At 59.7% G+C, this 23,148-nt stretch carries 14 protein-coding genes; 6 read left to right on the top strand and 8 right to left on the bottom strand.

Annotated elements, in window-relative coordinates:
- Positions 1 to 21: 21 nt before the first annotated feature.
- From EJA71_RS04010 to EJA71_RS03985, 6 genes are all read left to right on the top strand, one after another.
- On the top strand, positions 22 to 678 hold the full coding sequence (locus tag EJA71_RS04010; protein ID WP_158954507.1) for a hypothetical protein: 657 nt from the start codon (positions 22 to 24) through the stop codon (positions 676 to 678).
- Positions 679 to 825: 147 nt separating this feature from the next.
- Positions 826 to 2,124: a precorrin-3B synthase gene (cobG, locus tag EJA71_RS04005; RefSeq protein WP_158954505.1), complete on the top strand. Its 1,299-nt coding sequence runs from the start codon at positions 826 to 828 to the stop codon at positions 2,122 to 2,124.
- A complete protein-coding gene (locus tag EJA71_RS04000; protein ID WP_123471028.1) occupies positions 2,117 to 2,743 on the top strand; it encodes a precorrin-8X methylmutase in 627 nt (208 codons plus the stop codon). The genes cobG and EJA71_RS04000 overlap by 8 nt, the downstream gene beginning before the upstream one ends.
- A complete protein-coding gene (locus tag EJA71_RS03995; protein ID WP_371925612.1) occupies positions 2,740 to 3,474 on the top strand; it encodes a precorrin-2 C(20)-methyltransferase in 735 nt (244 codons plus the stop codon). Before EJA71_RS04000 ends, EJA71_RS03995 begins: the two co-directional genes overlap by 4 nt.
- Entirely contained in the window at positions 3,474 to 5,174 is a 1,701-nt protein-coding gene (gene cobJ / locus EJA71_RS03990) for a precorrin-3B C(17)-methyltransferase (RefSeq protein WP_158954503.1), read from the top strand. The genes EJA71_RS03995 and cobJ overlap by 1 nt, the downstream gene beginning before the upstream one ends.
- A 395-nt stretch (positions 5,175 to 5,569) precedes the next feature.
- Complete coding sequence (locus tag EJA71_RS03985; protein ID WP_158954501.1) at positions 5,570 to 12,562, top strand: TcdA/TcdB pore-forming domain-containing protein; 6,993 nt, start codon at positions 5,570 to 5,572, stop codon at positions 12,560 to 12,562.
- A 52-nt stretch (positions 12,563 to 12,614) separates the two neighbouring features.
- On the opposite strand, the gene EJA71_RS03980 is transcribed toward EJA71_RS03985, so the two are convergent.
- From EJA71_RS03980 to prmA, 8 genes are all read right to left on the bottom strand, one after another.
- Positions 12,615 to 13,211, bottom strand: a complete 597-nt coding sequence (locus tag EJA71_RS03980; protein ID WP_158954500.1) for a MarC family protein — start codon at positions 13,209 to 13,211, stop codon at positions 12,615 to 12,617.
- A 46-nt stretch (positions 13,212 to 13,257) separates the two neighbouring features.
- On the bottom strand, positions 13,258 to 16,035 hold the full coding sequence (locus EJA71_RS03975) for a hybrid sensor histidine kinase/response regulator (RefSeq protein ID WP_158954498.1): 2,778 nt from the start codon (positions 16,033 to 16,035) through the stop codon (positions 13,258 to 13,260).
- Positions 16,036 to 16,134: 99 nt separating this feature from the next.
- Entirely contained in the window at positions 16,135 to 17,430 is a 1,296-nt protein-coding gene (purD, locus tag EJA71_RS03970; protein WP_158954496.1) for a phosphoribosylamine--glycine ligase, read from the bottom strand.
- Between the two features lie 169 nt (positions 17,431 to 17,599).
- Positions 17,600 to 19,207, bottom strand: coding sequence for a bifunctional phosphoribosylaminoimidazolecarboxamide formyltransferase/IMP cyclohydrolase (purH, locus tag EJA71_RS03965; RefSeq protein WP_007914589.1), 1,608 nt, complete (start codon positions 19,205 to 19,207; stop codon positions 17,600 to 17,602).
- Between the two features lie 83 nt (positions 19,208 to 19,290).
- The gene (gene fis, locus EJA71_RS03960) at positions 19,291 to 19,611 is read right to left on the bottom strand and encodes a DNA-binding transcriptional regulator Fis (RefSeq protein ID WP_002555375.1); all 321 of its coding nucleotides are present in this window, start codon (positions 19,609 to 19,611) and stop codon (positions 19,291 to 19,293) included.
- Positions 19,608 to 20,618, bottom strand: a complete 1,011-nt coding sequence (gene dusB / locus EJA71_RS03955) for a tRNA dihydrouridine synthase DusB (protein WP_158954494.1) — start codon at positions 20,616 to 20,618, stop codon at positions 19,608 to 19,610. Before dusB ends, fis begins: the two co-directional genes overlap by 4 nt.
- A gap of 185 nt (positions 20,619 to 20,803) precedes the next feature.
- Positions 20,804 to 22,081 (bottom strand): DUF3426 domain-containing protein, encoded by a 1,278-nt coding sequence (locus tag EJA71_RS03950; RefSeq protein WP_158954492.1) that lies wholly within the window; start codon positions 22,079 to 22,081, stop codon positions 20,804 to 20,806.
- Between the two features lie 30 nt (positions 22,082 to 22,111).
- Entirely contained in the window at positions 22,112 to 22,990 is an 879-nt protein-coding gene (gene prmA, locus EJA71_RS03945) for a 50S ribosomal protein L11 methyltransferase (protein ID WP_158954490.1), read from the bottom strand.
- Positions 22,991 to 23,148: the final 158 nt, after the last annotated feature.

Below are 23,148 nucleotides of genomic sequence, written 5' to 3'. Positions count from 1 at the left end.
GGCTTTTCAGGAAGATAAAAAATGAACACAAAGTTTGAAATTTTCGTGTGTGCTGGCGCGGTCATTCTGGTGGCGGATGAACTGTCAGACGCCGACCGGTCCGACAGCCTGGATGCGCTACTGTATTCGCAAACGGTCGCCGCTCATAAAGCTGCCGACATGCGCGACGCCGATACATGGATACACGCCAACAAGGTGGCAATGAGAGCCACCGGTGCCATGTTGTCGGATAATCCCAGCGGCAATCTCCCGATCACAGTGCTTGAAAACTTTACCTTGCTGGAGTTGACGACAAGACTCTTGCACCTGTGGGTTCCCGCGACGGCACCCTGCGTGCGCGCTTCGACGGTGGAGTTGCAATTGAATCAAGCATTAGCCACCGCTGCCAATGAGCAACTTCAGCAGCATGTCTTGCTGGGGGGGAAATGGATAAGGTTTATCCTGGGTTTTGTTTCGGCAGGAACCGTAATAACCACAATCACGCTGTCTTTCGAGGTTGCAGACAGCGTTATCGACAATGTCATGCAGCACCGTTTCAGTCGTGAAAGTATTCCGGGTAACGTTTTTGTCGAAGGTTACAGGGCGCTGGTGGATCCCGAGGACTATGATTTTTCCCGGGCAAAGATCATCTCGTTGTTGGGCGAACGCCGCCAAGAGCAGATCATCGCATTGTCTTGAAAAGCGCCAGCGGGTAATGCCTCTCCTGTGATTATCGCGGGAATTGCCTGACAAGCCGACGGGCAGACTTTTCATGCCACCGGACAAAGCAGGCATAATACCGCGCCTTCCCCCAAGCAGCCGGTCAGCCCCTTGAACGAACGCCCGATGTCCACCGCCTTACGCCCCTCGGCCTGCCCGGGGTTGTTGCGTATTGTCCAGGCGCTGGACGGCGGCATTTGTCGGATCAAGCTCAATGGCGGCTCGATCAGCGCCGATCAGGCCGACGTGGTGGCCGATGCCGCTGAGCGGTTTGCCGGCGGGGTGATCGAGGCGACCAACCGGGGCAATCTGCAGATCCGTGGCATTGGCCAGCAATCCGCTGAACTGATCGACCTTTTGCTGGCTGCCGGTCTCGGCCCCAAAAGCGCGGCCGGTGATGATGTGCGCAACCTGATGCTCAGCCCTGCCGCCGGGATCGACCGGCAGATGCACTTCGACACCCGTGTCCTCGCCGAACAGATCCTCGATACCCTGCAAAGCCATCCGCGCTTTCATGAGTTGAGCGCCAAGTTCGCCGTGCAACTGGATGGCGGTGAAGCGCTGGCGATGCTCGAGCATCCACATGATCTGTGGTTGTCGGCGTTTGAGCGTGAAGGCGAGACATTAGTGGCGTTCGGTCTGGCCGGATGCCCAACGGGTCCTGCACTCGGCGCTGTGGCGCTGGAAAACGCTCACGCGCTGGTGGTTGCAGTGCTGGAATTGTTCCTTGATCTGGCTCGCCCGGAGCACACGCGGATGCGCCACCTGCTCGATGAATTGCCTATATCAGCCTTTCTCGAACAACTCAAAACCCGCGTGCAGATAAATGCAGTCATAGCCTGGCAACGTGCACCAGCCGCTCAAGGTCTGCACATCGGTGCTTACCCGCAAACCCGCTCGGGCGAGGTCTACGTCGGTGCAGTTCCACCGCTGGGGCGTCTCGATCCTTCAATGCTGCGCGGCATTGCCCGACTGGCGCGCCAGTTCGGCGACGCAACGCTGCGCTTCACGCCCTGGCAAAGTCTGTTGCTGCCGAATGTCAAAGAGACCAACGCCAGCGCAGTCCTCAAGGGCTTTGAACGACTGAACCTGTTGAGCCGAGCGAGCGAGCCGTTGGCACACCTGATCGCCTGCACTGGTTCCGCCGGGTGCGTCAAGGGAGTGGCCGATACCAAACAGGACGCGGGTCATCTGGCGACGTTGCTGCCCTCGGCACTCGACGTGCACCTCTCCGGTTGCCGACGTTCCTGCGCCGCTGCCCACTGTGCCTCGACGACCTTGCTGGCCGTCAGTCCCGGTCATTACGACCTCTATTTTCGCGATGCAGCGCAACCGGGTTTCGGCGCGTTGCACGCACGCAACCTTACTATTGAAGCGGCCGCGACTTTGCTCGCCGGTCGCGCTCGGAGCCCCATCGATGCTTGATTACATCCGCGACGGTCAGGAGATCTATCGCAACTCCTTCGCGATCATTCGCCGCGAAGCCAATCTGGCGCGCATTCCGGCCGATCTGGAAAAACTCGCGGTGCGGGTGATCCACGCCTGCGGCATGGTCGAGGCAGTCGACGGTTTGCAGTTCTCCGAAGGCGCGGGCAAGGCGGGACGCGATGCGCTGGCCGCCGGTGCGCCGATTCTCTGTGATGCGCGCATGGTCTCCGAAGGCGTGACCCGCGCACGTCTGCCGGCCAACAACGAAGTCATCTGCACCCTGCGCGATGACAGCGTGCCAGAACTGGCGCGTGAACTGGGCAACACCCGTTCCGCCGCTGCGCTGGAGCTGTGGCGTCCACACCTGGAAGGCAGTGTGGTGGTGATTGGCAACGCGCCGACCGCACTGTTTTACCTGCTGGAAATGCTCGACGCCGGCGCCCCGAAACCGGCGCTGATCCTCGGCTTCCCGGTGGGCTTCGTCGGCGCTGCTGAATCGAAAGCCGCGCTCGCCGCTGACAGCCGTGGCGTGCCGTTCGTGATCATGCAGGGCCGCCTCGGCGGTAGCGCGATGGCCGCCGCCGCGGTCAATGCCCTCGCCACGGAGATCGAATGATGCAGGCCAAAGGACGTTTGATTGGCCTGGGCGTCGGCCCCGGTGATCCGGAACTGATTACCGTCAAGGCCCTGCGCCTGCTGCGCGAATCACCGGTGGTGGCGTACTTCGTCGCCAAGGGCAAGAAAGGCAATGCATTCGGCATCATCGAAGCGCATTTGCAGGACGCGCAAAACCTGTTGCCGCTGGTGTACCCGGTAACCACAGAAGTGCTGCCGGCGCCGCTCTCCTATGAACAGGTCATCAGCGACTTCTACGATGAAGCCGCCGAAACCGTGGCCGCGCATCTGGATGCCGGTCGCGATGTGGCGGTGATCTGTGAAGGCGACCCGTTCTTCTACGGTTCCTACATGTACCTGCATGATCGCCTCGCCACGCGTTATGAAGCGCAAGTGGTGCCGGGTGTCTGCTCGATGCTGGGTGGCGCTTCGGTGTTGGGTGCGCCGCTGGTGTATCGCAATCAGAGCCTATCGGTGCTTTCCGGCGTGTTGCCGCACGAAGAATTGAAACGCCGTCTCGCCGATGCCGATGCGGCGGTGATCATGAAGCTGGGGCGCAACTTCCCCAAGGTGCGGCAGGTGCTGGAAGAACTCGGTCTGGCCGAACGGGCCCTGTACGTTGAGCGCGCAACCATGGCCAATCAGAAGATCGTGCCGATGGATCAAGTCGAACCGATGTCCTCGCCGTACTTCTCGCTGATCATTGTCCCGGGCGAACGGTGGCAAGGCTGATGACTAAATCCACACCCGCCATCGTCATTCTCGGCCAGAGCGCGCTGTCCACGGCTCGGCGCATTCAGCAGGTCTATCCGGCGGCGCAGATCCATGGTCTTGCCGGTCGGGTTGAAGGCGCCGACTGCAGCTATCAGGAATTCGGCGCGACCCTGCGTGCGCTGTACCAACAAGACACGCCGATCATTGCCCTGTGTGCGGCGGGCATTGTCATCCGCACCTTGGCGCCGTTGCTGATCGAGAAGGGCGCGGAGCCTGCGGTGCTCGCCGTGGCCGAAGACGGCAGCACCGTGGTGCCGCTGTTGGGCGGACTCGGCGGGGTGAACGTCATGGCGCGCAAGATCGCTGACGCCCTGCAAGTGTCGGCGGCCATTACCACCAGTGGCGAACTGCGTTTCGGCACCTGTCTGCTCAATCCACCGAGCGGTTATGCGCTGGCGGACCTCGAGCAGGGCAAGCGCTTTGTTTCCGATCTGCTGGCCGGACACAGCGTACGCATCGACGGCGCGGCGCCGTGGCTGGATCAGGCGCAGTTGCCGGAAGATCCGCAGGCGCAGCATTCGATTCATGTCAGCAGTGCTGAACGTGAAGCCAGCGCCAACGAATTATTGATCCATCCGCGCAGTGTCGCAGTGGCGGTCAGTGCGGACGTCGCTGATCTGTCGAGCGCCATTCGCACAGCGTTGCAGCAGACGAAAGTCGCGCAGCAATCACTCGCCTGTCTGCTGGCGGCTGACCATGAGATGGCCTCGGCGAGTCTGCGCGAGGCCGCGCTTGAACTGGGCGTGGCGCTGCGTTTCGTTGCTGCGCAAAGTGACCTCGAAGCCCTGGCGACAGTGGCCATGCCGGCGGCGAAGGTCGTCCGCGCGAACGGCCTGGCCATTGCGATTGCCGAGCTGCCGTTGGACGTTGCGAGCATCGGTCGGCCTCGCGGGCGTCTCGCGGTGATCGGCCTCGGCCCCGGTGCTGCCGAACTGATGGTGCCTGCCGTCAAAGCCGAATTGGCCCGCTGCACCGACGTGCTCGGCTATGAAACCTACGTACGCATGGCCGGCCCGTTCCGCGACGATCAAGTGCAGCACTGCACCGACAACCGCGAAGAGATGCAGCGCGCCCGTCACGCCTTCCGGCTGGCAGCCGAGGGCCGTTCGGTGATCGTGGTGTCGTCCGGTGACCCCGGCGTGTTTGCCATGGCGGCGGCGGTGCTTGAAGCGCTGCACGAATCGGACGATCCGGCCTGGCACAGTGTCGATCTGGAAATCCTGCCGGGTGTTTCCGCCTCGCTTGCCACCGCCGCTCAGGCCGGTGCACCGCTGGGTCATGATTTCTGTGTGATGTCGCTGTCGGACAACCTCAAACCGTGGTCGATCATCGAGAAACGCCTCGATCTGGCTGCCGAGGCGGATCTGGCGCTGGCCTTCTACAACCCGATCTCCCGCGCCCGTCCGTGGCAACTGGGGCGAGCACTGGAAATCGTCGCGCAGCACCGTCGACCGGAAACACCAGTGGTACTGGGGCGGGACATCGGTCGGCCAGGGCAAACGTTACGCACCACGACGTTGGGGGCGTTAACGCCGGATCAAGTGGACATGCGCACGATGGTGTTGATCGGATCATCCACCACTTGCACCTTCCCTCGGGTCACTGGCGGGGATTGGGTCTACACGCCGCGCTGGTATGGAGAACGTCCGGCGTCATGACGAATAACAAGCTGTGTTTCATCGTAGTTGATTGTTTTACCTGTTGTTATCAGTAAGTTTTATTTGTTTGTTCTATATCAAGGCTGCGGATCGCAAGGTTCGCGGCCTTTTTTATTGTTGGAATAAAGTTTTGAAGTTGTTTGTTTTGTGATGGCTGTTACGGGGCAGTTGTTGGTTCATGTTTCCTGGGAAATATTCTGATCTTCTTCCGGTTTGAGTGTGAGTGTGTTTGGCGGTAGTTTTCGCCGCAGCAACGCTCGCTGTTTACAGGGAGGAAAAGCTGTCTGTAGGACAGCTCTTTTCAGTTTGCTGTTTTTAATAGTGCAATGCTCACGCTGCCGCTTGGCGGTCAGCGTGTGTCTGCCTGTCATTTAAAGTACCAGGAGTGAGTTGATATGGCTGTCGCTGAATTAAATACAAGCAGTGCGATGGATTTTGTTACATCAGAATCATTTGCACTGTTAAAAAAAGAATTGGCCGGCTTGTCCGAGACTGCAGAGTATCTCGAACTTGATCGATATTTTAAGGGCGCCAACGAACATTCCGAGGCCTCTGAAAAAGTATTGCCGGTCAAACTTTTCCAGCAAGCGCTCGACGCACTGGTGCAGCGGATGGCCGTTCCCCTGTCGCCGGCATTCAAACAGATTCATGCGGATGTTGGTCAGTACACCGCGCGGTTTGCGCGGATGGTTGAAATGCTCAGCGGTGTGGCAGAGCCGGTGCCGAAAATCATGCATTTCGTCTGGGTGGGTGGCAGTGAAGTCGGGGTGAACCAGCGCGATTACATCAACATCTGGCGTCAGGTGCTGAAAGCGGAGGGTTATCGCTTCAATTTGTGGTACGACAGTGATGCGTTGCTGGCCTTCGAAACCAATAAGGTGATTGTTGAAAGTGCCAGGCTGCATGCGATGGAAAACGGTGGCGCACAGTCTGATTCGCCAGTCGCCTTGTCGTTGATGATCGAAGAGCGTGCGCGGGTTCTGAAGCGACAAATGGCCGAGTATCTGGCACAGCCGCAGTGGGCGAACCGGGCCGACGAGGCGCGGATTGAACTGCTGGTCAACCACTATGGCAAGGATCGAGCGACCCTCCAGGCTTTCCGCAAAAAATGCCTGGATAGCCATCTGGCGATGGCCGACGAGTACTTGCGCTTGCGCGATGTGCGCGCGGAATTCGCCGATCACTACCTTCATGATGTTTACCAGCGAGAACTGGCCCTGCGTGGCAACTTCGCTGCGGCCAGTGATGTGGCACGATTGCAGGCTGAATATCTGGAGGGTGGGCGCTACAGTGATATGGACTACTTGCCACCGTTGCGCGACAGCCTTGGTGGTGTCGATGTCAGCGGTTTTAAGGACGAGCAGAGGATCGGCCTCCTGCAGTTGTTGCTTAACCATGACGACGGACTCATGCCCGGGCGCGACCGTCAACGTTATCGAGACACGACAGGCCAGATCCCTGCCGAGCATCGGGAAGCGCTTCTTGCCTTCGCCCAGAGCAAGCCCGGGGCCCGGGAGATTTTCGTGGCACCGAAGCAAACCTCGGTTCCTCTGAATGGCTTTCGCATGGGTACGTCCTATGGCAACGGCACTGCAGGCGAGATGAATGCACATACCCTCGCGCATCCGGGCAGCCAAATGGTCGAGTCCGTCATGCAGCAAATCCGTCATAACTATGACTGTCTGTATGAAGTCGAACGGCAGTTGCTTGCTCAAGGCATTGGCTACAGTGATCAAAATCAAGTCTTTAATGTCACTGCGCAAGTTATCGAGAACATGCAGGCCGAAGGAAGGTCCAATAATAATCCAGCCAATCTGGCTCGGGCTATCAGTGAATATTATCAAGACGGCATTCGTGTCGGCGCCCGTGGCACTATTGATCTCACCGGGCCCGGGGCCAGCGCGGGCGGGTTAATCCGCTATGTCAAATCAAAACTTCTGCCAGACTATGAAACCGTTATTCGTAATCACTTGAAACTGGGTGAGGGTTATAACATCTACACTGAAGAGGAGATGATCTCCGGCTGGACGGTTAATGGTGATGCGCAAGCGTGGCTCATCAAGGAAAAAGAAAAATTTGCCAGCGGCAAGTTGGTGTCGCGTTATGCCGGCAATCTGACTGAGTTACTCAAAGAGAACACACTGACGTTCAAGCGCGGCTGGCCAGTGGTCGAAGGGCGCCCGGTGTTGTCGACGCCGATATTGCAACATTTACTGGATCAACTCGGTGAGCCGTTTATCCGCGCGATGAATGACAGATTGAGCGGCGAAATCGCCTTCAATCGAGTTTTCTCTCTGAGTCTGGAGCAACGTCAGCAAATCGCAGCCCAAGGAACGGCCGATCTGCCCCGCTCGATCGGTGCTGAAGCGCTGAACAACTTCAACGAGACGTTGACCTTGATCGCGGCCGACAAATTACCCATGGAACATCTGAGCCCGCTGCATCGTGTGGTACTCGGGGACTTGTTCGGCGCCGGGACTTTGGACGACAAAGGGTTTGCCCTGGCATGGGAAAAGGCTGGCAAGTTCGCTCGTGATACTCAAGATCGAGGTGTCAGCGGGCGTTACGAGCAACTGGTGCAAATGCTGCGCGACAGTCACTCGCCGGCCTTTACGCTGGGACTCAAAACACCTTCTCCAGAGCCTGCGTTGTCGCAGCGTTCGGCGGGACTCAAGGCCCAGGCATTTGTCGAACCGTTGAGCACGCGTCAGTGGGGTGAACACGTTGCGCGGATCGAAGCGATAGCCCGCAATGAGTATCGGTCGTCAATTCTTCAGCGAGGCGGCGGCGTGCGCCAGTTGATGAGCGAAGCCAAGGCAGTTTCCGCCAAGCTGCTGCCTCAAGACTTGCTGTTGCAGGGGGCTGGCGATCCGGGCCGGCGCTGCTATCCCTTGGCACTGACCATGGCGGCGGCCCTGGAAAAAGGCTACGCCGCGCAACGCACCTTGGTCGGCCGTATGGCCAGTGCAGGCATTGGCGTTAATGACCCTCAGAGCGCGGAGATGTTGCTTATCCTCGATGAGCTGCGCAGCGTGCCCATGGCGGAATTCGGAGAGAAGCGGGGTGCGGTCAGTCTTGCGACGGTGATGGATGCATTGGTCGCCAAATCCGGTAATCGCAGCCTGATGATCAACACCGACAATCACTCGATGCTGGTGGCCAAAGTTGTGGACGAGGGACGCTCCGAATGGCTTTTTTATGATCCCAACTTCGGTCTCTACGCGTTTGAGCAGTCTATCGATTTGCACAAAGCCATCGAGCGCTTCCTTGCTCAGGAGGCGATTGCTGGACTCTACGGTATCGGCGAAGGGGGGCAGACGCCGTTCAACCTGATCGAGCTCGACGGCAGAAAAATTGCCGAAAGGATTTTACCTTCGAAGAACAAGGTCGGAAATTTACTGAACAGCCAGCCATTGGTCGCGGGCGAAACCTCGCAGTCCTGGCAACATCATGCGGCACTGCGTACGCGTGCGTTGTCCGAGAACGCGCGACTAGGGCGTGGTATCGCCCAGGTGGAAGGCGTTAATTGGGCCTTCACGATCGACGCGGCAACTCGGCAACTGAGTCAGGAGCAAAAATTGCCCGCCGAATTCGTGCCGCTGTACGACACGGTGCGAGCAACGGCCGATGGCAAATGGACGCTGACACTGATCAACGCCAAGAACCCGGAACAAGTGCAGTCGGTGGTCGTCGAGGATGCACGCTGGGCCAAGATCAAGAACTGGTTGAGCGAGCGTCTTGAGAGCATGGTCCAATCGCCGCAGGAAGTGGCACCGCATGAGCCGGCAGGGACCAATACGCTTAACGTCGGTTTTGCCATGCTGGCGCTGATGCATAGCCTGCGTCAGCACGAAGAAGCAGGCCAGACACCCGGCCAACCCTCCATGACCCTGGCGGTGCGTCTGCACACTTACGTGGTCTACAGCCAATTGCTGCACGGTGTTGCCAGCGATGTCGTCAGCCTGATCAAACTGGGTCGGCAAGCGCTGCTGGAGGAGGGAGTGATCGCCGCGACAACCTCCAGCGTGCTGGGTCGTTCGCTGGGGCGCGTGGCGGGTGAGGGCGCGGGCAGTGTGCTGGCGCTGGCCAACGTCGGCTTCGATATCTATGAGTTGGTGAACGCCGACAATGAAGCGGCCCGCACGGTTGCAGCGGTGCAATTGAGTTTCGATCTGGCTGGCGTCGCATTAGGCGCAACCGCAGCGTTTGCGGGGGGCACTACTGCCGCAGTCGCTGGACCGCTGTCAGTCGTCGTCGGAGGCATAGCTTACGGCGTGGGCGCACTGGCGGGTAATTACCTGAGCAATCTGCAGCGCATGAAACAGGTGGGTGTGCACTTTTATCGTATGAAATCGGCACTCAGCTCCGGCGGCTTCACCTTGGAGTCCGGCGTCTTCCGACCCAAGTCGGAAATCGTCATCCAGGCTGTGAATCTACAGACAAGCACCGTCAGCCAAGGCTCGCACTTTCTTTTCCGTGGGCACCGCAGCGGGCCTGGCCTGCCCAGCTCGAAAGAAGATTACGAGCACGCAATCAACATCAATCAGCGCTGGAAACTGACACGAGAGCGGCAGCTCATTGAATCGATACAAAGCATGGTTCTGCCGTGCACGCCGACCTGTTATTACGCTTACGATTATCAATTGATGCCGGGGGGCGCCAATCGCCATGATCTAGGCTTCGACGAGTTGCGCGAACTGGAAAAAGACGACGATGGCGATCGGACATTCTGGTTCGATCCCTGGACACCGTTCGAGTACCTGGTCTACAAGCTGTTTCCCCACTACAAGCCGACTCAGGTCGATGTCGTTCTGGACACGCAATGCCGCGAACTCTATGTGCCTCAATTACCTGAGGAATGGCATGGCCTGATGACGTATACGCTCCGGGGTCAGCAAGGTCGCTACTCGCTGTCGCTGACCCCCGGCCTGGTCGCCGTGCATCTGCTCCTTCCAGTCGGATCGTCCGTCGCGCCACTGTCGGGCGATGCAGAGCGGGAGAATATGCAGTGGCTGGTTCGCGCCGACTGGGCCAACGAAACGGCTGTGCACTTTGTGGGAACCGGGTTGACGGTCGATGGCATCAAGCTCCTCTTCGAACCGCAGACAGAGCTGACACTCTTGCTCAAAGGCGGCAAATACCTGCGGGTCGATATGGCAAGTCGGCAGTTGACGCTGCTTGAGGTAGATCTGCCGGACGACAGCGATGTTCTGGCCCTGACCGAATACCTGACGGGGCTGGAACACGCGCATCGCCTGGCCAGTCCTTACGTGCCGTTGCAGCATTTCACGGTGCCCTTCAGCAATGAGCAATGGCCTACGCACACCACCGCCTGCTTCGACGCTGCGCGCCAGCGCATCCTGTATGCGCGTGACGTATCTCCCGGCACGGGCCCCGGCCTTCGTTTGGGCGCGGTGATGGGCGATCAGGTGTACTTCTTCCATGCGGATTGGCCGACCATCTGGCGCGTCGACGCGCTCACCGGAAAGGTCAACCGGCGCTACCGTTTGTGCAATCCGGCACAGGGTTCGAAGATTCTTTCCTGTTACGACGCGGGCGGTGTTCTGCATATCACCCAGCAAGTCACTGACCGACAAAATATCGTCTATGAGTTCGAATATCTGCTGCAGCCGGACTCGATCGAACTCAACGCGTTGACGAGCGTGGTCAAGAGTGGCCCGCAGATTGTGGCGTCAACGTTGCAATGGCCCGGTGGGCAGACCTTCATGGAGGGGTTCGACACTGCGCAGACACCCTACGACGATGACACTCTGCAGACAGGGGGGGATGTGCTGTATTGGAAACCCGCGGCCTTCGTCGGGATGCGTGTGCATCAGAACACCCGGACCTGGGCCAGTTGGGTGCGGGTGCGTGATGACTGGTTCGTCAGCGATCAGGACTTGGGCCTGGATGCGCCGGTATTGCTTGCTCCACGAAGCGGCGACGACAGCAGCATGATTTTCTATGAAGCCAAAGGCAAAAAAATTTGGCGGCGTGAACAGCAGCCGGTAGCGGGCACCGCCGCCTTGCAATGCCTGATGGCGGATGTGGAAAGCGTCATCAGTCTTGCAGGCGGGTATCTGGCACAAAACAGCCAAGGGCAAGTATTCGACATTCGCCAAGACAGCGTCGTCCTGCGCTCTCTCAGCGAGCAATGGTTGCGGGCTCAGGATGACTGGTTGACGGCTTTGGAGGCGGTCGCCAAAGAGCACCGTGTGCGTACGCTCGATATCCTGGGTCTGACCGATGCCGCCGGCAGACCGTTGGCCGCGCAGTGGCTCGACGGCCAGGTGCTGCTAGTGGGTGAGGAACAGGGGCAGGATCTGCGCTCCGTCGGGTCGACCGGCGATAGAAAGGCAATGTGGCTTTTCGCGAAGGAAACCGGACGGCTGTTGCGCCAACCTTTGTTGTCGATCCTGCAGATGCGCAAGCTGTTCAAAGAGGGCGCACGCAGCGCCGGAAAGGATTTTTCCCATGTTCCGCAGCGAGAGTGGCCGACACTGACCTTTACCGAGGTAAAAGCGGACGAAGGTGGATTGATCGGATATACCATTGAAGGCACGCTGGTCGAATTACGCGATGGTGAAACGCCTCGACTGGTGGGGATGCTGGAGCGCTTCTATGAACCGGGCACTTCAGCTTCGGTACGCAAGGCGAAGTTACAGCAATGGGTGGCCACTCATCTGCACGCCGGCATTCTCACCACGGATGGAGTCGAAAATACGTTCAGTTGGTACGACACCGCCAATGAGCATCGCTTTTTTTCCCGGGTGGAGGATGTTGATCGCTGGCCTGTTTGCCTGGGCACACGCGACAATAAAAATGTGCTGCTACACCACCCGCGCAACGGGGAGGTATTCAGCAACCTTGTCGATGATCGATGGGGACGATACTCGCAACACGATGTCTGGGCGGTTGCCGAGGAAGCCTGGCGAACGGAGGAGGTACTGACCTTGGTAACCGCTGAGATCAGTGACCTGTTGCCGTTAATTCCCGATGGCGTTTCCCGGATGGTGATCGGGGCCGCTAGACAGAGTCTGCGTTATGCCATTTCTCTAAAGGCATGGTTGCATCTCGATTGCCTGACCATTGATGTTCAGCCAGCGCCATCGCTCAGCCTGCAATTGTTCATGGGCGTGGGCCCGATGGATCACTGGGTGGTATCGTCGATTGACGGGCATCTGCTGCTGACCAACCCCGACGATGGCCGCAGTCTGATTGTGCGCAATGCAAGATTGGCCGCCGCCACCGCGAAAAAAGACCTGTTCCTGACCGTTGAGGTCGACGGACAGGATGTAAAAGTTGCCATCAAAGATGTGCTGGCGATACTGGGCGAAGGTGAGAGTTTCGACGTCCGGGAGCTGTTGCAGCAAGCGCTGATCGTGTAACTGGAAAGCGGCTGCGGGTGAACGTCATCCGCAGCCGTTTGCGTATCGGACGTCAGGGCACCAGATAACCCTTGATCCCGGTGAAGATGATCTGCGCGGCCAGTGCGCACACAAACAAGCCCATCAAGCGGCTGACGATTTGCAACCCTTGGTCACCGAGAATCCGCTCGATGCGGTTCGACAGGTACAACACCACACCCACAGTGAAACTGGCCAGCGCAATGCTCATGATGGCAGTGATCTTGTCGTCCCAATGCGGCTGGCTTACGCCCATCACCAACAGCGCACCGATGGTACCGGGCCCGACCGTCAATGGAATCGTCAGCGGCACGATGGTCACGTCTTGCTGCACGTTGTCTGCCTGCACCGCCGGTTTGCCTTGGGCCATGCCCAGCGCCGAGATAAACAGCACGCTGCCGGCGCCAATACGGAACGCATCCACGGTGATGCCGAAGACATCGAAAATTACCCGTCCGAATAAATACAGCAAGACACTGGAGACCAGCGTGGCGATCGCTACTTTCCAGGCCAGACGCCGTTGTTCCTTGCGCGAATAACCGCGGGTCAGGCTGATGAAGCAGGACAGCACGAAGAACGGGCTGTAGAGCACGAGCATTTTCAGATAAACGCTGAACAACACATGGAGCATGGTGCTGGCTCGCTGGCGAAGGAGGTCGTGGGGAGTCTATCAGGCGTTACGAGGGTTGGGTGGTTGCGCGATTGTGCTGATCACGTTGCGCTACCCAGTGCTCGATCAACTCGCGCAGCTGCGACAGTTCCACCGGTTTGGCCATGTGTCCGTCCATGCCGGCCTGCCGTGCACGTTCCTTGTGTTCGGCAAGGATGTGCGCGGTCAGCGCGACGATCGGCGTACGAATGCGCTGGTTGCTGACTTCCCACGTGCGCAGTTGCTGCGTCGCGGAGAAGCCATCAAGGATTGGCATTTCGCAGTCCATCAACACCAGGTCGTAACGCTGGGCCTTCATCGCTTGCAGCGCTTCTTCGCCGTTGCTGGCGGTGTCTGGCTGCAGGTTGAGCTTGCCGAGCATGCCGCGAATCACTTTGGTCGAAATCGTGTTGTCTTCGGCGACGAGGATGCGGAAATCGCTTGGTACTTTTGCGGCCGTGGCCGGGGTCACCACTTGCGGCTGGAACACCACCTGACCTTTGTTGCGCTGGTTGAGTTCGTCGGCCAGTGTGGTCTTGAGCGTGTAACCGGCCACCGGTTTGGCCAGGATCCGTTTGATCCCCGAGTTGCGTGCGATGATCTTGCTCGGCGCATTGCTGATGCCGGTGAGCATGATCAGCAGGATGTCGTGGTTCAGGCTCGGGTCTTCCTTGATCTTGGCCGCGAGCTGCATGCCGGTCATGCCGGGCATGTTCTGATCGAGCAGCACCACATCAAAGTAGTCACGCAGGTGCGCCTTGGTGCGCAGCAGCGCCAGCGCTTCCTTGCCCGAAGGCACGGCGCTGACATTCAAGCCCCACGCGCTGCATTGCTGCACCAGCACTTTGCGGCAGGTGTCGTTGTCATCGACCACCAGTACCCGCGCACCTTGTAGTGGACCGTCGAGGTCGGAGGTCGGGTGTTCGAGGCGATCCGGGTCCAGCGGCAAGGTCAGCCAAAGCGTGCTGCCTTGGGTGGCACCGCTCTTGATGCCGAACTCGCCTTGCATCAGGCGGATCAGTTGCCGTGCAATCACTAGCCCGAGGTTGCCACCCAGGCGGTTGGCCGACAGGAAGTGCTTGCTGTGCAGTTCGGCGTGCATCAATGCGTCACGCTCTTCCTGCTCCATCGGTGCACCGCTGTCCTGCACGGCGATGCGCAGGCGCGGTTTGCTGCTGCGCTCGTCGAGAGCAACGACGATCAGCACTTCACCTTCGTCGGTTTTTTTCAGGGCGTTTTCCAGCAGGCTCAACAGCGTCTGGCGCAGGCGTGTCGGATCGCCGCTGATGACCCGTGGAACTTGCGGCTGGATGAAGCTGATCAGTTCGACGTTTTGCTGTTCGGCCTTGGCGCGGTAAATGCTCAGGCAGTCGTCGATCAGGGCGTTAAGGTCGAACTGCACATCATCCAGTTCGATCTGCCCGGATTCGAGCTTGGAGATGTCGAGGATCTCGTTGATCAAGGTCAGCAGTTCATTGCCAGCGCTATGGATGGTTTGCACATAGTCGCGCTGTTTGACCGACAGTGGCGTGCCCAGCAACAGCTCGGTCATGCCCAGCACGCCGTTCATCGGCGTGCGGATTTCGTGGCTGATCTTGGCGAGGAATTCGGCCTTGGCATTGATCTCGGCGTTGCTCGCGGCGAGGTCGCGGCTGACGCTGAAACGGCTTTCGGTGATGCTGCGCTGACGCTCGCCCAACGCAATGCTCATCAGCAGGCCACTGATGCAGACGAACACCATCAACGTCACGATCAAGCCCTGTGGCGACACCAGGGTCAGGCCCAGCAGCGCGGGCAGGATGATCAGCGTGCCGATGTTGAACACCACCATGGCGGCCACGAAAAGCCGCGCCGGGCGGTAGCCTTTCTGCCAGTGATAGAACGCGACGAACAACATGCTCAGGCCGGCCAGTGCTACCAGCGCATAGGTAATGATGTTCAGCGGCAAGGTGTTGACGAACAACAACAGCAGGCTGCAGGTGGCGATGAACAGAATGTCACCCAGCAACAGTTTGTTCAGCGGGTGCGGGCCGAGTGGGGCAAAAAATCGATAGGCGAACATCAACCCGGCCGGGGCCGTCATCAGCAACGCCAGATAGGCGCCGGGCGTCTGGATCGCATGCCAGTTCGGCAGCCACGGGCCGGCGAGATTGAGCAGCAGCAACAGGCTCAACCCGAGCAGGCCCTCGCAAACCGCCAGCCACAGGCTGCTGCGCGAACGGGAATAGGCGTAGCGCACCAGGTTGTGCAGGAGCAGCATGCCGAGGCAGCCGAACAACAGGCCGAAGAGCAGCGTCTGGTTATGATTGGCTGCGCTCATCACCGCCGATTGCAGGGTCACGTGCGGACGCAATTGATGGTCGGAGACCATGCGCAGATAGACATCGAGCGGTTTGTCGCTCAAGGGCAACGGCAGCATGAAGTCGCTGCTTGGCAGTGGCCGTTCGGCCTGAGGCTGGTCGGTGCCGGTGTTGCGTTGCTCGATCAGCTTGTCGCCGTCCAGCACGTAGAGATTGAGGTGTGACAGGTCCGGGGCGAAGATCCGCAGCACTTGCTCGTGCTTGCCGGGCGCCAGTCTGAAGCGCAGCCACAAGGCGCCATCGGGCTCGGCAGCCGTGAGGCGCTCAAGGTCGATGGGGCTGAATTGATTGGTGTAGCGAGCCGAGCGGATATCGCTCAGTTGCAGACTGCCTTGGTCGTCAAGCAATACCGACCAGCCACTGCCTTGCGCGGCCTGGGCCGGGAGCATGCAGAGCAAGGTCAGCAACGTGACGGTGTAGCTTATGGCAATCCTGAGCCAGCGCACGGCGAAATCCCTTCGTAGGTTGATGCCAGAATATAACGATGCGCGGCGGCGGAACAGCCCGGCGAGGAAGGGTATCCCTCGCCGGACTTGATGCACAGCTTATTCCTGGGTTTCGCCACGTTCACGGGCAATGGCGCGGTAGCCAATGTCCTTGCGGTAGAAGCTGCCTTCCCACTCGATGGCCGCTGCCAGCTTGTAAGCTTGCTGCTGAGCTTTACCGACGCTTGCGCCCATTGCCGTGGCGCAGAGTACGCGACCACCGGCAGTGACGACCTGGCCATCTTGCAGCGCAGTACCGGCGTGGAAGACTTTGCCTTCCAGCTTCGCTGCCGCGTCCAGACCGTTGATCGCCGCGCCTTTGGCGTAGTCGCCCGGGTAGCCGCCAGCGGCCAGCACGATGCCGACGCTCGGGCGTGGATCCCACTGCGCTTCGACCTTGTCCAGCGCCTGCGCCAGAGCAGCTTCAACCAACAGCACCAGGCTCGACTGCAGACGCAGCATCACCGGTTGGGTTTCCGGATCGCCGAAGCGGCAGTTGAACTCGATAACCTTAGGGTTACCGGCCTTGTCGATCATCAGACCGGCGTAGAGGAAACCGGTGTAGACATTGCCTTCTTCGGCCATGCCGCGCACGGTCGGCCAGATCACCAGATCCATAACGCGCTTGTGCACGTCGGCGGTGACCACCGGAGCAGGGGAGTAGGCACCCATGCCGCCAGTGTTCGGGCCGCTGTCGCCGTCGCCAACACGTTTGTGGTCCTGGCTGGTGGCCATCGGCAGCACATTCTTGCCGTCGACCATAACGATGAACGACGCTTCTTCGCCGTCGAGGAACTCTTCGATCACTACGCGCGAACCGGCGTCACCGAAAGCGTTGCCGGCGAGCATGTCGCGTACGGCGTCTTCGGCTTCGGCCAGGGTCATGGCGACGATCACGCCTTTACCGGCGGCCAGGCCATCGGCCTTGATCACGATCGGTGCGCCTTTTTCACGCAGATAAACCAGGGCTGGCTCGATCTCGGTGAAGTTCTGGTAGTCGGCGGTCGGGATCTTGTGGCGCGCGAGGAAATCCTTGGTGAAGGCTTTCGAGCCTTCCAGTTGCGCTGCACCGGCGGTTGGACCGAAACAATCCAGGCCACGGGAGCGGAACAGGTCGACGACGCCAGCCACCAGCGGCACTTCCGGGCCGACGATGGTCAGGGAAACGTTTTTCTCGGCGAAGTCGGCCAGTTGCTCAAGGGCCAGCACGTCGATGGCGACGTTCTCGCACTTGGCTTCAATCGCCGTACCAGCGTTGCCCGGTGCAACGAACACCTTCTGCACGCGCGGATCCTGAGCCACTTTCCAGGCCAGGGCGTGTTCACGGCCACCGCTGCCAATGATCAAAACATTCATTTCAAAAACCTCAAAAATCTGTGGGGCGCTACCAGACCTCAGCATTCAAACCCTGTAGGAGCTGCCGAAGGCTGCGATCTTTTGATGTTGCTCTTTTAAAAGACAAGATCAAAAGATCGCAGCCTGCGGCAGCTCCTACATTGCTCCTGCATGCAGAGGGAGCGAAAAATCAGTGACGGAAGTGGCGCATGCCGGTGAAGACCATGGCGATGCCAGCCTCATCGGCAGCAGCAATCACTTCAGCGTCACGCATCGAGCCACCCGGCTGGATCACCGCAGTGATGCCGACCTTGGCCGCGTTGTCCAGACCGTCGCGGAACGGGAAGAACGCGTCCGAGGCCATCACCGAACCGGCGACCTGCAGACCGGCGTGCTCAGCCTTGATCGCAGCGATACGCGCCGAGTTTACGCGGCTCATCTGGCCCGCGCCGACACCGATGGTCTGACGGTTCTTGGCGTAGACAATGGCGTTGGACTTAACGTACTTGGCGACTTTCCAGGCGAAGATCAGGTCGTGGATTTCCTGTTCGGTCGGGGCGCGCTTGGTCACGACTTTCAGGTCATCAGCGCTGATCATGCCGATGTCGCGGCTCTGCACCAGCAGACCGCCGTTGACGCGCTTGTAGTCCCACGCAGCAGCGCGGTCAGCCGACCACTCGCCGCAGGCCAGCAGGCGCACGTTGGCTTTCGCCGCAACGATGGCGCGGGCCTCTTCGCTGACACTTGGGGCGATGATCACTTCAACGAACTGGCGCTCGACGATCGCTTTGGCGGTCTCGGCATCCAGTTCACGGTTGAAGGCGATAATGCCGCCGAACGCCGACTCGGTGTCGGTGGCGTAAGCCAGTTCGTAGGCCTGACGAATGCCGCCTTCAGCGTCCGGGCTGACTGCCACGCCGCACGGGTTGGCGTGCTTGACGATGACGCAGGCTGGCTTGACGAAGCTCTTCACGCATTCCAGCGCGGCGTCGGTGTCGGCCACGTTGTTGTACGAGAGTTCTTTACCTTGCAGTTGGGTCGCAGTGGCGATGCCGACTTCGGCAGGCTTGGCCTCAACGTAGAACGCCGCGCTCTGGTGCGGGTTCTCGCCGTAGCGCATTTCCTGAGCCTTGATGAACTGGCTGTTGAAGGTGCGCGGGAATTCACTGCGGCCTTCGGTGCTCAGGGTCTCAGCGGCTTGATTCACGGTGCCCATGTAGTTGGCGATCATGCCGTCGTAAGCGGCGGTGTGTTCGAACGCCTTGAGCATCAGGTCGAAACGCTGAGCGTAGGTCAGGCCGCCGGCTTTCAGGCCTTCGAGGACGCTGGCGTAATCGCTGGCATTCACCACGATGGCTACGTCTTTATGATTTTTCGCTGCCGAACGGACCATGGTCGGGCCGCCGATATCGATGTTTTCGATGGCGGTCGGCAGGTCGCAGCCTGGCTTGTTGATGGTGGCTTCGAACGGGTAGAGGTTGACTGCAACCAGATCGATCGGCTTGATGCCGTGCTCGCTCATGATCGCGTCGTCGATACCGCGACGACCGAGGATGCCGCCGTGGATTTTCGGGTGCAGGGTTTTCACCCGACCGTCCATCATTTCGGCGAAACCGGTGTAATCCGCGACTTCCACTGCGGCAACACCGTTGTCGCGCAGCAGCTTGAACGTCCCGCCGGTGGAGAGGATCTCGACGCCCAGAGCTTCAAGCTCCTTGGCGAATTCGAGGATCCCGGTCTTGTCGGAAACGCTGATCAAGGCGCGGCGGATCGGCAGGCGGGTAGTCTGGTCGGTCATCTCAATTTCCATCAAAAGCAAAGGAAGTCAGCAAAAAAGGCGACCGTTTTTTACGCGGGCGCCTTTCTGGTTTGATTGAATGCTTACAGCAGATCGTACTGCTTGAGTTTCTTGCGCAGCGTGCCGCGGTTAAGTCCCAGCAGCTCACTGGCCTTGGTCTGGTTGCCCTTGACGTAGTTCATCACGCTTTCGAGCAGGGGAGCCTCGACTTCGGAGAGCACCAGGTTGTACACATCCGTGACGGACGCGCCCTCAAGGTGGGCGAAATAATTGTGCAGCGCCTTCTCGACACTCCCGCGAAGGGTCTGACCTTCTTCGCTCGGGGTGTTGAGGTGCTGTTTCAAATTCACGTTGTCGCTCACGGGTGTTGTTCCACTCACTAAAGTCTCGGTCATCATCGTCATGCGGCCACCCCTTCTTCGTCCCCTGTCAGGCTCTTGTAATGCTCGGCGAAGAACTCCCGAACATTGGCGCATTGTGTTTCCGTACCATCCAAACGATTGAAGTGGGCGCGAAACTCCTTGGCGCCCGGCAAGGTTGCGAGATACCAGCCCACATGCTTTCGAGCAATGCGCACGCCCATCACGTCCCCATAGAAAGCGTGAAGTGCAGCCAGATGCTCTAGCAGAATGTGTTCCACCTCGATCAGTTTCGGTGCCGGCAATTTCTCGCCCGTGCGCAGGTAATGATCGATCTCGCGAAAAATCCATGGCCGCCCTTGGGCGGCGCGGCCTACCAACAGGCCATCGGCACCGGTCGCGTCGAGCACGTAACGGGCCTTCTCCGGCGAATCGATATCGCCATTGGCAAACACCGGAATCGACACCGCCTGCTTGATCGCGGCAATCGTGTCGTACTCGGCTTCGCCCTTGTACAGATCGGCGCGAGTGCGGCCATGCACTGCCAGCGCGGTGATCCCGGCCTGCTCGGCGATCTTCGCCACGGTCAGGCCGTTCTTGTTGTCGCGATCCCAACCGGTGCGGATCTTCAGGGTCACCGGTACATCAACCGCCGCCACGACAGCGTGCAGGATCTCGGTGACCAGTGCTTCGTCCTTCAACAACGCGGAACCGGCAGCCTTGTTACAGACCTTCTTCGCCGGGCAACCCATGTTGATATCAATAATCTGTGCGCCGAACTCGACATTGGCCCGGGCCGCATCCGCGAGCATCTGTGCATCGCCACCGGCAATCTGTACCGAGCGCGGCTCGGGATCGCCTTCGTGGATCATGCGCAGGCGCGACTTGCGGGTGTTCCACAAGCTCATGTCGCTGGTGACCATTTCCGAGACTACAAGCCCTGCGCCCAAACGCTTGCACAGCTGACGAAAGGGCTGATCGGTGACGCCCGCCATTGGGGCGAGGATCAAGCCGTTCTGCAATGTATATGGGCCGATGCGTACCGCCGACATAGGACTTCCCTGAAGTGGGGCCGGATCATGAGAGTTCGAAAAAGGGTTGGCATGATACCCGCTCTCGATGACTGGATAAAGGCTGAATTGAACAAAATCTGAACAGTTATTCTGTTATTGCCAGTGGTTTGGTTGCACCACGTGCAGTCAGAAATCTGCCGTCAATCGGGAAACGGTGAAGCGATTCACTCGGGCGAATGAAAACTCAGGCTGTAATTCACCGCTTTCGGGCCTGGATCGAGGATATCCAGCGCGATATGGATCGGCGTCTGCGGCGGCATTTCCGCCATGCCTTCAAGATCGCCATTGAGGTATTCGCCGGGTTTGAAGCGACGACTGGCGATCAGGTGGCCGTTGAGGTCGGCAAAGCGCAGTTCCAGCAAGGGAAACGGCTGGGAGAACGTCGCACGGTTATAAATGATCGCGTCGACCACCAGTGCGCCGCTGAACTCAGGGTGACTGCGTACCACCAGATTGCTGCTCTTAATCCGCGCAATGTCGACCTTGGACGGCACGGTGCAGCCGATTTGCGGGCAGAGTTGCTGGAACCAGGGCCGGTATTGGTCCTGGCGCGCCAGTTCCTCGAAATGATAGGCAACGTATTGGCCGCCAAGTCCTGCGGCGGCGATCAGCACCAAAAGCAGCCACAGCAGGCGTCGGCCCCACGGTGAACGGCGCTTCTGCCAATCAAGTTGCAGCGGATCGTCAGTCAGATCCTGAAGTGCTTCGGCGCGTACGCTGGTTTCTGCGCGTTCGCGTTTTTTGCGCACCGGCGCGATCGACGGGAGAACGTCGTCATCACTTTCGTCGCTGGCCGCAAAGCGTTCGCGGCGAGCGTTCGGGTCGATCGGGTCGTGCAGGCGCAGTTGCGGAATGGCCGGCTCGTCATCCAGATCCACCGGCTCCAGCGACAGCGAGGGTTCGGTGCGCTCGGATTTGACCGGTTCGATGTCGGCGACTTCAGGCTCGTCTGCCTCGGACTCGGTCGTGTGTTCATCAGTGCGTTCGCTGAACAGGCTGTCGCGCCAGAGCGTTTCATCTGGCTCCGGGCTGTCGCGGCGTGCGCTCAGGGAGTCTTCGCGTGGACGGCCGAATTCGCTGATCGGCTGGATTTCCCGTTGTTCGAGGCGGGCGAGCTCTTCGTCCAGATCAAGACTGTCGAGGTCCAGCGCCGAGGCGCTCCATTGCTTTTGGCTGATGGCGCGAGGCGCTGGGGGCTCGACGACGGGCGGCGGCTCGATAACCGGAGCTGCCTCGCTGATCGGCAATGGCTCGACAATCGATGGCGCAACCGGCGTCACCGCGTCCTTGCCGGCGTGTTGTTCCAGCAGCTGTTTGGCCGCGTTGAACACTTGCAGGCAGGAGCCGCAGCGAACCACCCCGCGGGCCACGCTCAATTGAGCATGGCTGACACGGAAACTGGTTTGGCAATGCGGGCACTGGGTGACGAAGCTGTCGGTCATGCGGCGATCCGGATTATGCAGGCGGACATATTAGCGCCGACGGCCGGTGATGCGCACCCAGCCATCGCGATTGGCGATCGGATCGAGATCGAAGTCCTGCGCGTAAGCGGCGGCGACTTCATCGCCTTGCTCGGCCAGAATGCCCGACAACGCCAGACGCCCACCGGACTTGACCAACGCGGACAGCTGCGGCGCCAGCGAAACCAGCGGGCCGGCCAGAATGTTGGCGACCAGCACGTCGGCTTGGACCTGCGGTAAATCTTCCGGCAGGTACAGCGGGAACAGTTCGTCGGCGATGTTGTTGCGCCCGGCGTTGTCGCGCGAGGCTTCCAGCGCCTGCACGTCGATGTCGGTGCCGACGGCTTCTTTAGCGCCGAGCAGCAGGGCGGCAATCGCCAGAATCCCGGAGCCGCAGCCGAAATCCAGCACGTTGCAGTCTTTCAGGTCTTGGCCGTCGAGCCATTCCAGGCACAACGCGGTAGTCGGATGAGTACCAGTGCCGAAGGCCAGACCCGGATCCAGCAGCAGATTGACTGCATCAGGCTCAGGCGCGGCGTGCCAGCTCGGCACGATCCACAGGCGCTGACCGAAACGCATCGGTTCAAAACCGTCCATCCAGCTGCGTTCCCAATCCTGATCTTCGATGACTTCGCTGTGATGCTCGGGCAGCGGGCTGCCGGTCAGCAGTTCCAGATGGGCCAGAACCGGGCCGGGCTCGGTGCCGCCTTCGAACAGGGCCAGCAAATGGGTGTGCGCCCACAGCGGCGTGGTGTTGAGTTCCGGTTCAAAGATCGGCTGATCTTCGGCGTCCATGAAGGTCACCGACACGGCGCCCACTTCAAGGAAAGCGTCTTCGTAGGTTTCGGCTTGTTCCGGGCTGATGGCGAGACGTACTTGCAGCCAAGGCATGGCGGGCACCTTTGAAAAAATATTGATTGCAGCCTAGCGGCCTGCGAGAAGCGCGCAAGTTTACGCGAGCGCGCGGCAGAACACGAACATGGTTGAAGATCAAAAGATCGCAGCCTTCGGCAGCTCCTACACTGAAATGCGATCCCCTGTAGGAGCTG

Origin of the sequence: Pseudomonas sp. PB106, assembly GCF_009764645.1 — a bacterium.
Taxonomy (GTDB): domain Bacteria; phylum Pseudomonadota; class Gammaproteobacteria; order Pseudomonadales; family Pseudomonadaceae; genus Aquipseudomonas.
Note: the sequence above shows the minus strand (reverse complement) of the source record. Positions and strands in the feature narration are given on the sequence as shown.

Excerpts from the sequence above, each read along its gene's own strand:
- EJA71_RS04010 (WP_158954507.1), top strand. The coding sequence starts at position 22 with ATGAACACAAAGTTTGAAATTTTCGTGTGTGCTGGCGCGGTCATTCTG.
- cobG (WP_158954505.1), top strand. The coding sequence starts at position 826 with ATGTCCACCGCCTTACGCCCCTCGGCCTGCCCGGGGTTGTTGCGTATT.
- EJA71_RS04000 (WP_123471028.1), top strand. The coding sequence starts at position 2,117 with ATGCTTGATTACATCCGCGACGGTCAGGAGATCTATCGCAACTCCTTC.
- EJA71_RS03995 (WP_371925612.1), top strand. The coding sequence starts at position 2,740 with ATGATGCAGGCCAAAGGACGTTTGATTGGCCTGGGCGTCGGCCCCGGT.
- cobJ (WP_158954503.1), top strand. The coding sequence starts at position 3,474 with ATGACTAAATCCACACCCGCCATCGTCATTCTCGGCCAGAGCGCGCTG.
- EJA71_RS03985 (WP_158954501.1), top strand. The coding sequence starts at position 5,570 with ATGGCTGTCGCTGAATTAAATACAAGCAGTGCGATGGATTTTGTTACA.
- EJA71_RS03980 (WP_158954500.1), bottom strand. The coding sequence starts at position 13,211 with ATGCTCCATGTGTTGTTCAGCGTTTATCTGAAAATGCTCGTGCTCTAC.
- purD (WP_158954496.1), bottom strand. The coding sequence starts at position 17,430 with ATGAATGTTTTGATCATTGGCAGCGGTGGCCGTGAACACGCCCTGGCC.
- purH (WP_007914589.1), bottom strand. The coding sequence starts at position 19,207 with ATGACCGACCAGACTACCCGCCTGCCGATCCGCCGCGCCTTGATCAGC.
- fis (WP_002555375.1), bottom strand. The coding sequence starts at position 19,611 with ATGACGATGATGACCGAGACTTTAGTGAGTGGAACAACACCCGTGAGC.
- dusB (WP_158954494.1), bottom strand. The coding sequence starts at position 20,618 with ATGTCGGCGGTACGCATCGGCCCATATACATTGCAGAACGGCTTGATC.
- EJA71_RS03950 (WP_158954492.1), bottom strand. The coding sequence starts at position 22,081 with ATGACCGACAGCTTCGTCACCCAGTGCCCGCATTGCCAAACCAGTTTC.
- prmA (WP_158954490.1), bottom strand. The coding sequence starts at position 22,990 with ATGCCTTGGCTGCAAGTACGTCTCGCCATCAGCCCGGAACAAGCCGAA.